Annotated in this window: 12 protein-coding genes; 4 read left to right on the top strand and 8 right to left on the bottom strand. The window is 43.4% G+C overall.

Annotation, left to right across the window (positions count from 1 at the left end; genetic code table 11):
- Positions 1 to 37 precede the first annotated feature (37 nt).
- From HWQ39_RS19900 to HWQ39_RS19870, 7 genes are all read right to left on the bottom strand, one after another.
- The gene (locus HWQ39_RS19900) at positions 38 to 400 is read right to left on the bottom strand and encodes a hypothetical protein (protein ID WP_292848810.1); all 363 of its coding nucleotides are present in this window, start codon (positions 398 to 400) and stop codon (positions 38 to 40) included.
- A gap of 11 nt (positions 401 to 411) precedes the next feature.
- On the bottom strand, positions 412 to 852 hold the full coding sequence (locus HWQ39_RS19895) for a hypothetical protein (RefSeq protein ID WP_292848809.1): 441 nt from the start codon (positions 850 to 852) through the stop codon (positions 412 to 414).
- An 82-nt stretch (positions 853 to 934) separates the two neighbouring features.
- Positions 935 to 1,120, bottom strand: a complete 186-nt coding sequence (locus tag HWQ39_RS19890; RefSeq protein WP_292848808.1) for a hypothetical protein — start codon at positions 1,118 to 1,120, stop codon at positions 935 to 937.
- A gap of 17 nt (positions 1,121 to 1,137) precedes the next feature.
- Positions 1,138 to 1,374 carry a hypothetical protein gene (locus HWQ39_RS19885; protein ID WP_292848807.1) on the bottom strand — a complete coding sequence of 79 codons (237 nt, stop codon included), beginning with the start codon at positions 1,372 to 1,374 and terminating at the stop codon, positions 1,138 to 1,140.
- The gene (locus tag HWQ39_RS19880; RefSeq protein ID WP_292848806.1) at positions 1,371 to 1,586 is read right to left on the bottom strand and encodes a hypothetical protein; all 216 of its coding nucleotides are present in this window, start codon (positions 1,584 to 1,586) and stop codon (positions 1,371 to 1,373) included. Before HWQ39_RS19880 ends, HWQ39_RS19885 begins: the two co-directional genes overlap by 4 nt.
- A gap of 2 nt (positions 1,587 to 1,588) precedes the next feature.
- Positions 1,589 to 1,816, bottom strand: coding sequence for a hypothetical protein (locus HWQ39_RS19875; RefSeq protein WP_196516384.1), 228 nt, complete (start codon positions 1,814 to 1,816; stop codon positions 1,589 to 1,591).
- Positions 1,803 to 2,861, bottom strand: a complete 1,059-nt coding sequence (locus HWQ39_RS19870; RefSeq protein WP_292848805.1) for a ParM/StbA family protein — start codon at positions 2,859 to 2,861, stop codon at positions 1,803 to 1,805. The genes HWQ39_RS19875 and HWQ39_RS19870 overlap by 14 nt, the downstream gene beginning before the upstream one ends.
- Before the next feature lie 257 nt (positions 2,862 to 3,118).
- Here HWQ39_RS19870 and HWQ39_RS19865 point away from each other — a divergent pair, with 257 nt between their 5' ends.
- The 4 genes from HWQ39_RS19865 (at position 3,119) to HWQ39_RS19850 (ending at position 9,279) form a co-directional block, all read left to right on the top strand.
- Complete coding sequence (locus HWQ39_RS19865; protein WP_084227340.1) at positions 3,119 to 3,289, top strand: plasmid partition protein ParG; 171 nt, start codon at positions 3,119 to 3,121, stop codon at positions 3,287 to 3,289.
- A gap of 380 nt (positions 3,290 to 3,669) precedes the next feature.
- Entirely contained in the window at positions 3,670 to 6,891 is a 3,222-nt protein-coding gene (locus HWQ39_RS19860; RefSeq protein ID WP_292848803.1) for a hypothetical protein, read from the top strand.
- A 56-nt stretch (positions 6,892 to 6,947) separates the two neighbouring features.
- Positions 6,948 to 7,139, top strand: a complete 192-nt coding sequence (locus HWQ39_RS19855; protein WP_292848801.1) for a hypothetical protein — start codon at positions 6,948 to 6,950, stop codon at positions 7,137 to 7,139.
- Positions 7,140 to 7,383: 244 nt separating this feature from the next.
- A complete protein-coding gene (locus HWQ39_RS19850; protein ID WP_292848799.1) occupies positions 7,384 to 9,279 on the top strand; it encodes a DEAD/DEAH box helicase in 1,896 nt (631 codons plus the stop codon).
- Positions 9,280 to 9,788: 509 nt separating this feature from the next.
- Here the strand turns inward: HWQ39_RS19850 and mobV are convergent.
- Entirely contained in the window at positions 9,789 to 11,513 is a 1,725-nt protein-coding gene (gene mobV, locus HWQ39_RS19845; RefSeq protein WP_292848797.1) for a MobV family relaxase, read from the bottom strand.
- Positions 11,514 to 12,154 lie beyond the last annotated feature (641 nt).

The raw sequence follows: 12,154 nt of genomic DNA, 5'->3' as shown, positions 1-12,154 counted from the left end.
CTAGCTTAGTTATGTACGGGCTGTTTACCGTGATTCACTAAGCAACGAATCGCACGGCATCTATTTTACTCATCTCGCTGTCAAATTCAGCGTTAAGTTTACGGATTTTACCAATTGCACCCGCTACATGAGAGCCGTATTGTTTGCGAAGTTCTGTCCAGGTCACTTGACCTTTAGTCAACTTCTCCATCGCCTCAAAGACCACCTTGGCATTGTCCAAAAATGGCTCTAATCGGTCAGATAATTCTTGGGCATTATTGGCATAATCCGCAAACTGTTCGAGCTTATTTATATCAGAGAGATAGCCCAGAATATCAGACTCAAACCCTCCCCATGCTTGTGCTTTTTCATCAATGTGTGAACTATGACCAACTACCGGATTACGTATTGCAAAATCCATCTCCAATCCTCCTAATAAGGGATTACGTCATAGTCGATATTGCTGGATAATTGGGGCAACTTATCCCAGTAACCCATGTCTTCAAATCGGCTATAAATTCTCGCTGCTAGTTGCCGTATTGGGTCGTCAAAATCTTCAGAAATTAAATCAAATCTCTTCTCACCAAACGCCAAGATATTTGCAATATCCGGGTCAATTCCATTACCCAAGAATTGACCAAATGCCGCAGAGTATGGATGGTCATCAATGGTTTCATGAGTTGCTAGAAATTCTGTCCCAGTGAAGGGTGGGTAATCTTCACTCTCTACCGATGTAGAAAGTGCTTCGATATCCGCCTCAATCATTGCTGCCCATTGTTCAGGATTATCCGCTTTGAATTGCTGCTTTCTTAGGGCGGAGTCAGTCAGAGGTGATTTGCCCCAATCGTTGGGATTTTTGTAATCGAGTGCCATTTGTTAGAATCCAAAATGTGTGTAGTTTCAATGCACAGATGGGCGATTGCGGTGATTGGTCGTCGATGCAATCGCTTCATCATTAGTTTTCACAAAACTCCTGAAGTTCAAAAACTTCCATCTGGGCTTGCTTTTGGCTTAATTCTTTGCGCCTACCTTTGGAGTCATTGAATATGAAAGGGGCATTGACAAGAGAATTAGACTGATGGCTGTAGCGCAGTTGTTGACCACGGAATTGGTAGAGGTGGTTACGCTGTAGGGCTGTCATTTCTAACATTTACTCCCTCAAACTTGCGAATAGAATTCGATGTTTAGGATGGCTTCGTGGATCTCCATCAAGGCTTGCACTGCATCACCAATTTTGAGGTCATTCGATGTACTGAACCGCTCGGACGCTTCAATCTGCTTGTAATTTGGGGATGCTTGCACGAACCTTAAAGTTTGTTCGCAACCGAGGATGATGGTCATTATTTCGGTTGTTGTTAGGCTTGGTTGTGTCTGCATGATGTCTTGGTCGTTCATGACTTATTTCTTCTCCTTTGAGTTTTAACTGTTGCGGCTGGGGCTTCTGGCTGACTCGGTTTCTGAAGTACATAGCTGATAGCCCCTGCACCACCCACAGATGCGGCGATGGTGAACATATTGTTTTTACCGATGTACTGCACTCCGAAGTAGCCAAGGGCTAGAAAGCCAAGAGCAGCAACAGAGAATCCAAGTGTTTTGTTGATTTTCATGGCTAGAACATTGCAGCGAGATTGCTGGCTAAATCTTTTTCGTCTTGTTGTTGGAGCTTAGAATCAGTCGGTTGTTCAGTTTGGAAGTTGTACCCATTTCGCTGGAATTCTAAAAGTAGGAAGTTAATCACCTCCCCGTAATCGTCTAAGTTCATTTGTTGTGCAAGCTTTTTTAGTAATGGATGGTAGGGCTTACGAATCACTACCCGAATGCTTTCATTGCTGTTCATTCACACTCCTTAAATGAATCATGTTTGCTAGTTGGTAAAGCCCAATCGCGTTTGCCCAGACTGGGTTATCTGCTACCACAAACCCTTTAGCCTGAAGTGCTTCACTTACTGATGGCAGTCGTGAGCCTCCCCCGGTAATTAAGCAGGCATCTGCGTTAATCTTCCAAGGATGAATAAACTTGAATACTGGCGCTAGGGACTTCTGTACCCAAGGCGCTAACTCTTTTTGGTAGACATCTTGAAAACTAAACTGGTTGCCGTACCAAAAGGGCTTTTCAATGCTTTCTAGCCCCTGGCGGATCAGGTGCGGCATTGCAATCTCGCCCACCAAGCGATTTTTAAAGTCTGGGTTGGCCGAAATCATTCGGATCAACTCTTCCACACCATTATCAAAAGTCTTTCGGTTAGCTAGATGTCCTTTGGAACCGATTAAAGTGGCAATAACTGTCCGATTCCCGATATCAACAATTACGTTTTGCTTACTGGTGTTCAAGTTCTGGGCAAAGGCGGCGATCGCTGCATGACCTTCGTCGTAAACTTTCAAAACATGAATCTTGACCTCAGTGGGGCAAATCTTACCGCCAAACTTGACGACATGGCGGCCAGTAAGTGCTTCAATCAGCTGGTCTTCTAAATCGCCTCTTTCGTGCAAAGATGCACAGATTACTAACTCAATTGAGGCTTTATAAGGGTAATAGGAAAGCACTGCTAGCAAGTGTTTCAGCGATTGATTCACTTTTGCAGTCGCATCGTCGGTCACTCGCAAGTGGTTTTTGGGGTTAGCGTCGTAAGCAGCATAGCCCGATAACCATTGTTTGTAGTCCAGTTTAGTTAGTGCATCTCCCTCTAGGTACTCAACGTAACCTTCAGTGGGAGTCTCGGTTGGGCGGTAGTAACAGTTTTCTAAATAACTGGGAAATCTGATCTGGCGGTCTGATGATACAAATTTAATGCTGGAATTACCAAGGTCGTAACCAGCAACGATCGTGAGTGTACCTTTTTGCCCAGTGTTGGCATTTTCGGTATGAACTGCCAAATCTGTCATAGGTTTGAATCCTCAAAATATTTAATTGACAAAGTTCTGAAATAGGCTTGCTGCTTTGGTTGTGACTATCTCTGCAATGATGCGGTGGCACACTGGCACTTATCCCATCTAATGCAGGTTTGGTCATTCCGTGGCGTTTTTACCTTAATAGCACTATAGCACAAAAACTATAGTGCTATTAATTCATTTAATTGGATATGCTAATTATTTTGTGAAAATAGTAAAGTATTGCTAATTTGCTATAAAAATATTTTGCTATGAGTGATTCAAACAAGCAGGTTTTTGTACGATTTCGAGTAGAGGAAGAAAAGCGCGATCGCTTCAAAATAGCCTGTATACAGTTAAAAACAACTATGGATGAAGTGCTAAAAGGTCTTCTTGATAAATGGCTGGAAGAAAACAGTCCTGAGTCAACTAAAAATAAATAGCACTCTGACCGTAGTGCTATAATCCTGACAACATTAGCAAAAAGCCCCCGGCTATAACCGAGAGCTTTTAGTTCCTAACAACGCCCTATCTTGGCGGATTCAGCGTTGTTTGTTCACTCATACCGGGAAGACCCGGATTTAATAAAATTTAATATGCTTAGACTACAAGTTTACAACGAACGTTACCACAATTGCATCGGTAACATCGTCAGGGCACATTGTATCTATATTACAGCATCAAAACAGTTGCTGTCAGAAATAAGTAATCACACGCTAACTAACTGTCTTAAATTCCTCGAAGACACTTGCTACACAGACAATACAGCGATTTTTGTACTAGCTAATTTTCAACAATTGAATCAAATCGGAGGTATTCGCTAATGTTGACCACACAACAAGCACTCGCCTCCTTTGATATTCGCAATTTTGTAGACCAATTAGAACCAGCCAAAGAGAAAAATAAATACATCTGCCCAGCTTGCGGTGGGCATAACTTAGGCATCAACCCTAGTAATGGGAAATACCAGTGTTTTAATAACTGCCAATGCCCTGATATTAGAGAAGCAATCAAACCTTGGAGTGAAGTACTAGAAGAGAACAAACTTGGTTACACGCAACAATTGGGACTCAAACCACTAAAAGCGAAAAAACCAGCAGCATTACCCAAGGTTTTAAAGCTAGAACCATCAGAACTAAGAATATGCAGGTTGAGGAGAGAAATCACCACACCACAACCTTTCTCACCTGATTTCATTCCCAAGTCTGTAACCTTCAAGCTATCGGATGATGGAGCCACACCGAAAGAATTAAAACAAATTACCGTTATTGAATACGACTATGGCAACGGGCGCAAATCGCACAGATTTGAATGCCCCTGCGCTGTCGTTCCCAAAGGCAGAGTCAAAACCTTCTCAGTCAGCAGAATTGACCCCACAACCAATAAAACTACATGGAAGAAAGAAGGTTATTGGCCTGCTTATAAACAGGACGAAGCCATCGAAATTATCAAAGCCACAGATGGCATTCCGGTACTACTAGCCCATGAGGGGGAAAAGTGCGTAGAAGCTAGCAGATTGGAAGCTATAGCCAGCATTACTTGGGTGGGTAACTGCTCTGACGGTGACATCGGAAAATCCTTGACCCAAATCAAGCATTCTACGGGTAAAGATTTTTTACTAGCTTATTGCGTGGATCATGATGAAACTGGATGGAAGAAGCAAGAGCGAATTAAAGAGGTTTGCGCCCAAGCCGGAGTAGCTTTTGTTGCCATCGACTTGCTTTTAATCAAACCGGATCTGCAAAATAAAGGAGATGTAGCAGATATTTTTGAATCGGGCATGACAGGCGATGAATTAGCGAATCTACTGAATCGGCAGATAGAAGAAATTACAGCAGATGCTCAATCATCATCAGAAAATATAGACTCAGTAGATGTTGCTAATTTCGACGACGAGCCGGACAGCACATTCCTGCAAAAAGGTTTTAACACCCTTTACGGCGATCGCAAATGGATTTGTGCAGATGGCCTCCTGTATTGCTGGGATGGCTTGCACTACCAACACTCACCTGATTCAGTTGAGCGTCCACGCATTACGAGTTATTGCAATTCGTATCAAGTTATTAAGAAAACTGGCAAGAACTTTGTCATTACCCACCCTTACGCCAAGCCAAGCAAGGTAAGAGAGTTGCTGGAGTGGGTGAAGCTGCGAGTAGAAATTGACCCGCAATTACTTAACCCACCAGGGGTTAACTGTACTAATGGCGTGTTAGGTGTTGATTGGGCAGGCCCCAAACCAGAGCCAGTTTTAGAAGAACACGACCCAGACAAACACTTTTTTACATATCCGCCATTAGTCAAGTATGACCCCCAAGCAGACCCCAGACATTGCGATCGCTTACTCGAATGTTTAGACTCCCCTCAACAACAAGTTTTATTAAGAAACTTGGGGGCGAGTCTCGATCTAAAGGAAGTCCGCAAGCGTAGAGGACGGGAATCTAAGCTACTACTGGCCTGTGGATTGGGTTCAAATGGTAAAGATTCTATCCGAGAGGTAGTATCTATCATCTACGGAAATCAAGGGATGACCAGCTGTTCCTTAGCTGACTTTGCTGCTTATGATGAAGGACGGAAATTTTCACTCTTTCCCTTGGTCAACAGTCGGGTGAATTGGGCTTCTGAAAATCCACAAACAGCACGACTAGATAAAATTCAATCGCTCAAACTCTTTGCCACTGGTAACGTCTTACACTCAGAGCGCAAGGGGAAAGACCATATCGAATTTAGCCCCGAAGGGATCGGTATCTTCAACTTGAATGAAACCCCGGCACTGCACGGCACAATTCAAGCAATTACTGACCGCATCGCAGCCCTAGTTTTTAGCAAAACATTTAAGTCAAATCCTGATCCAAACAACCCAAACGAGTTACTAGCAGACCCTCGATTCTCTTATGACTTGGATTTTGTGCGCGAGTGTGTAGCCCCAGCATTTTTAAATAAGATGATTGCTGGGCTACAGGCATTGATAGAAGAGGGGATTGACTATAGCTGTACTCAGCAAGCATTAGAGGATATTCAAGCCGAAAACTCTCACTTATTCCAATTTTCTAAAGATACAAGGCTGGGTTACAAGTCGGATGCCATCGTCACAGCATTTGATCTGTGGTCACGCCTAGAAAATTGGTACATCGACAACGGTACTTTATCCTTTGATGAATCCAGCACTGGCAAGGTAAAAGCTATCTGGCAGGAACAGTCAAAGCCTAGTGATAAAACAGTCAAGGCGATTAACCAAGTCATAGCCAGATTTAAAACACTATTCCCCAAAGCCAAGTTAGTTACCGTCCCCCACCCATCCGGGAAGCGGAAGTTACAGGCACTGCAAGGAATCAGTTTTAATGATGTGCCAATGTCAATAACTGACACACCCATAGCAATAAGTGAAAATTCCACAGCAGATCCACCCCAACTGCCACACCAAGAAAGTCATACAAATCAAGACTTCCACACCACCCACACCAGTTTAGATAACTTTCCAGAAAAAAAATCAAATACGGAATTAGAGACTGACTCAAACACTGAATTAAACACTGACTCGTCAGACCAAAATCAAATCACTCTCCCCAATGTTTCACCTGCGAATAAGGAGAATCAATCTAAATTGGTGTGGGTGGTGTGCGATGACGATTCTAAAAGCGTTTCAGCAGATTTAGGTGGTGTGGAAACTGCTGTGCCAGATGAGCTTATTGCTATGCCAAACAGCTTATTGACAATGAAAGTGGCTCTTGAGCAAGCGATCGATGATTTAGTACCACCAGTCTATCCACAAGGTGATGCGGCGGTGTTACAGCAACAAACCAATGTTCAACAGCAACAAGAGCCGAATGGCGATACCTGTGACACCCCCCTGAATGCAGGTGCAACGGATAAAATTATTGCCAATGCTGAACTGATTAGGGAGAGCATTGTAGATGAGTCTTGGCAAATGATTGATGAACTGTTAGAAGAGTGGACTGATGAATTTAAATCTGCTGTTTGGAAAGAGTTGACACCTCTTGAACGCAAGATAGTTAAACAACTAAAGCGAGGTAACACCAATGAATGAACCTGTTAATTCTCCACAAGTCTTAAAAATGCACCCGGAGATAGGATATTTGGCTGATGAACTTTCTTGATGCGGATCGTGAATGGTTTTTTCATCATCCCTTCGCCACCAAGTATTACCGCAAGCCTTTTGAATCGGAAGTAATAGAGTTTTGTGAACTTGAACCAGGACGAAAACTCAAAAAAATACTGGTAACAAAGGTGAGTGAAGGCGCAAGATCCAGAAGACCGATTTTTTATGATGCCTAACTCAGATGGAAAACCATGAATATAAGGCTGCTAACAGCAATACCTGTCTCCATTAAAATCAATTTCGGTTTGATGCCATTAAGAGAAATTTTCCTTATGCGTCAATAATCTCAACGTTCAGCTTGAGGATGATGTTAATAGTGCCCCATCATTCGAGATGAGCTTACGCGTTGCGTCTGAAAATTTCCCTTTTTTGGGAAGTATAAAGTAGATAAGGAGAGCATTAAAGCACTCAGTTGAGCTTATGAAGCTGCGAGACTATCAGGAGATTTGTAAAGCGAAAATTGAAGCCAACTGGCGCAAAGGTAGTCACAAGCAATTAGCTGTGATGCCAACAGGCGCAGGCAAGACAGTTTTATTTGCTGCACTGGCTAGCGAATTCACTCGTAAAAACCAAGGAGTGTTAGTCGTAGCCCACCGAGAAGAACTAATTATCCAAGCTGCTGAGAAGCTGGCAGCAGCAACCGGCATCATTCCAGGAATCATCAAAGCTGGATATAAACCGAATGTTGATGCACCAATTCAAGTTGGCAGTATTCAAACTTTGGCACGTCGCAAAAAATATCCCGAAGCTAATTTAATCATCATTGATGAAGCACACCACGCGGCATCAAACAGCTATCGTCAATTGATTGCTCAGTATCCAGATGCCCAAATCTTAGGAGTGACCGCAACCCCCCAAAGAATTGATGGTTATGGCTTTGAAGACTTGTTTGAAAAACTGGTTGTTGGTGCTACAACTGGACAGTTGATAGCAGAGGGACACTTGTGCAAATTCAAAATGATTGGGGGTTTTGCCAAACTGGGATTGTTCACCCCAAAGGGTAGAGATTTTACAATCAAAGAATTAGAACGGGCTGCAACCAAGATAAAAGCTGAAGATGTAGTGAAGTGCTGGCAAGATTATTGTTTTGGGAAAAAAACCGTTGTCTTTGCAGTTAACGTGTCTCATAGTCAGGCGATAGCCAAACAGTTTCAAATGTTCGGCATAGCTGCGGAGCATCTCGATGGGGAAACACCCACGGGTGAACGTAAAGCGATTTTAGAAAGATTTAGAACAGGTTCAACGCAGATCATAAGCAACTGTGGGATATTAACCGAGGGCTTTGATTGCCCAGACATTGATGTGGTGCAATGTGCTAGACCTACAACTTCAATTAGCTTGTGGCTACAAATGCTTGGGCGTGCGCTGCGACCAGCGCCGGGTAAGGAGTATGCCATCTTAGTTGACCAGACTGACAATTGGTATAGGCTGGGTACACCTGACCAACATCGGCATTGGAGCCTCAAGCCAGAATCAGTAGATAAGAATTCGCCAGGAGTACGCAATTGTGGGTACTGCCATCACGTTTTCAAGCCGATGTCCGCCTTAATCACTAGCAAATTTATCTGGAATACTCGGAGCGAAACTTTTGAAACCCTCTTAACTACACCGTGCCCCAATTGCGGAAAACCTGTAACTTGGCAACTAATTTCTAGCAGTGATATTACCCCGAATCAGGAGAAGAAAGAGGAATTTGATCTAGAGGTGGAGTACCGGGAAATTCCCTCAGAATGTCGGTTCGAGATCCTTGAAGAGATAGTGAAAATTCGCAAATTAGGCAGTAGATTCAAGAATCTCCCCAACCGGGAAAAAAAGTTTATCCATTCGTTAACTGAACTGATCCATCAACAAGCCGATATTCAGCTAGCAGAAATTAGAGTAGCCTTAGACATTCTAGAAATTGGTTTTTCACTAAGAGAAATTTTGGCTCATGCGCTTTTAGTTCCCTTATGCCAATCAGCGACAAATAACAATTGGTATCGGATTGAGAGGCTGATGAAGGGTAGGACGCAAGATATTAAAAAGCTGATCTGGGATATGTTACCTAAGCACTACCAGAATAAAATACACCAGCTGAAAAAGGAGCAAACTGAAAAACCAACTACATCAGCGATCTTATCCCAGGTAACTTTCAAAGTAGGTGATCCGGTAGCCGCCGCCGCAACTAACGATTTGAAATACTTGTGGCACGGTGTAGTCGAGGATGTTTCGGACGACGGCTCAGAGGTGTTTGTCTTTTGGCAGTCAAGCCAAGGAACAGCCACAAGTTCTTATGAGATACATGAGGCATCTTACTTGCGTCGGCTTTTTATCTAGAAGATTGTTGACCACTATCGTATTGAGGTGTGCGGTAGAGAGTTCGTCTGAAAAAACTTCGTATACGAACTAAAAATTTACCCTAATGGCAGAATTATGGCAAAAAAATGGAATATCAAAAATTGGCTCCCATTATGGCTGATTTATGGCACGCCAATGGCATCTCAATGGCAAATGAATGGAATTTTGAAAGCTCAATTCTCAACTAATTAAAACTATTGAGAATTAGGGTTAAAACTGGCTCAATTATGGCATTTCAATGGCAGGGCTATGGCATACCAAAGTCCAATCACCTAAATTCCGCATTTTTAAATATCACAGTGACATTATGCTTTCACGGGAGAATAATATTGAATTCTGACGCACAGTACGCCATAATTGGCGGAAAGTTTTTTGGAGCGAAAAATGATGATTTAAGTGAATTTCAAATCACTTGAATCAAAAACAACTACTAGTAAACTACATTAATACTACAAAGCTAACTGTACAGTTCACTACTAGAACGCTGACTAATAAATACTCAATTCATCATCCTGCTGCTGCTGTTGCCTTAACTGTCGCCCATAATCTATAAGCTGCTGATTCCAATCGTCAGCTTTGCACTTGAGTCGCTTGGACTGTGGCAGTAGTTCCTTAACAACTCGTGCAGCTGCATTGCCAGCATCGTCCGAGTCAAACGCCACTTGTAAATTAGGAATATTCTGCAATTGCTCTACTGGCAAGCTTTTGGGATTATCTACCGCCATGTACAAAGTTCTATTGGGTGGCACGTCGCCTCTTTGCTGATATTCCAGCATGGCAAAAGACACGGCATCGATGGGCGATTTTAAAAGCACCACTTTCTCTACAGGATCAGTTGGCTGTCCGCCTAAGTGAAAGTAAAACCAGCCCTCACGCCGCTTAGTCCCTTTCTCGTAACCTTTGAAAGTGTTGTTTTCGCCCCGTGTCCCTCGCAGGAACGCACCTTTGCCCTGGGGTTCTTCGCCAAGATTCCGCATGACGAACACAGCGTTTTGCTGGTCATCAGCGTAAACTAGCCCCCGGTTGTGCATAACTTCCACAAAGTTTTCAGGTATTCCCCGTTTCTGGGTGAGGTAGTTGGAGACTCCCTGCCATTTGGTTTTATCCTCAACTGGTAGCCTGAATTTGTCGCGTGGTTCTAACTGGATAATTTCAGCAGCCACTTTTTGAGCTTTAGCCATCGCCGCTCGTTCTGCCCCAGCTTCACCAAATCGCTCATGCAACCAGACGACCGCCTGACGCAGATTGCACTGGTTAACGTGCATCACCAAGTCAATCGCACCTGAGCCGCCCTTCTGTTGATCGGGTGAAAAATCGTAAAATTTTTGGCCATCTATATTAATGATGTTACCGTGACCCTTCCATCTCCCTTGATCGTGGTGTAGCCCCAACTCCCAGGCGATATCAACAAGTGGCAAGTCGCTTCTTTGTTCTGTCTGCTGCCGAAGAAGAAGCTTCTCTGTCTCTAATTGTTTGATGAGTTGGTCTTTCTCTTCAATTTCTTTTGCCAGAGCTTTGGCTGTGGCTTCTATCTCCTGTTTTTTGGTTTGCGCTCTGTCGCTTTGGGCAGCTTTAGCTTGCATCTGGGCTAAAGTTAGTTGGCTGTTTGGTTCAATGCCAGAGTTAACAATGCTATAAAAATCTTTGATGTCCTGGTGCTGCGCCCTACTTCCCTTAATGCCACGCTCTAGCCCAAGATGTTCGGTAGCCGCAGAGTAGGAGTCTTGAAACTCCCTCATCTTCTGCCGACCGTCAAAAAAATGCTTCGCTCTGAGTTGCCCCAAATCATCCAAAGGGACAAAGTAAGCGTGAATGTGTGGGGTGGCTTCATCTAAGTGCAACTCTGCCCTGACTACACGTGAGCTATACTGCGACTCCAGCCATTTTTTAGATGCTTCTAACCAAGAATCGACTCTTTCAGGTTCGTAGTAGCCGGCTTGTGTTGGGCAATCGGGGCGAAAGTATTCTGGCGAAGCGGTCAATAAAATCTCCACTGCATACACCGCATCGGGGCGAATCTTCCGCTTCTGTTCTCCGATCCTCTCCATCACCAAGCGATCTAATGATTCATTGGGATTGTGATGACCGATGAACCTGATATTATTTTGGGATGGATCAGCGTTTGGCGTTTCTCTAAATCTAGCGGTATGCGCTTCACTGCCTGCCAAGTTACTGCGCTTCAGCTTTTTGATGCGTGCAATAGCGTAAGCCATCTCCATTTACTCGTGAAATTGGGTTTAGAGCGTCGCAGACCCCACGAAACCTTTTTGTTTAAGCGAAGCGAAAAATGGCGAAAGCCACCCGCAGGGTAAAAAGGTGTAGTGGGTACACCTAAATCATGGTACACCCTACCGAAATTTTTTTGTGGCAGTCCCCCTCCTGCGCCTCAAAAGCTTGCTGTGTAAGCTTTTGAGGCATATTCAGCGCCTTATTACAGTTTTTACCCCAAACACCACTAAAAAACTCATTTAAACCACTATAATACTCATAATAATCTCAACCGCTTACCAATTTGAGCGATTTTTTACACCCCTTTTAAACTCATTTACATCACTTAGAAACTTATTTGCACCACTGTTAAACTCACAAAAATTACAGATGGGTTTTTATACGATAAACGTTGTACTACTTAGGAGACAAGATGAGCGAAAAACGCAACTTTTATGTTGAGTTGCCGAGAATTAAACGCAAGGTTAATTCTTGGGAGGGTAAGGTGATTGAATATTTATTGAACCACCCTTCTACAATACTCCGGACAATTTTTAGTTGACGGAATAGACAAGAAAGCTATCGAACCATTAAGGTGCTGATTAGAAAAAACTTGCACCGACTCGATAGCCATATGGAAATTGTA

The sequence above is a fragment of the Nostoc sp. NMS8 genome (assembly GCF_017115045.1).
Classification (GTDB): Bacteria; Cyanobacteriota; Cyanobacteriia; order Cyanobacteriales; family Nostocaceae; genus Nostoc.
The sequence above is the reverse complement of the archived record's forward strand: the minus strand, read 5'-3'. Positions and strand labels throughout refer to the sequence as shown.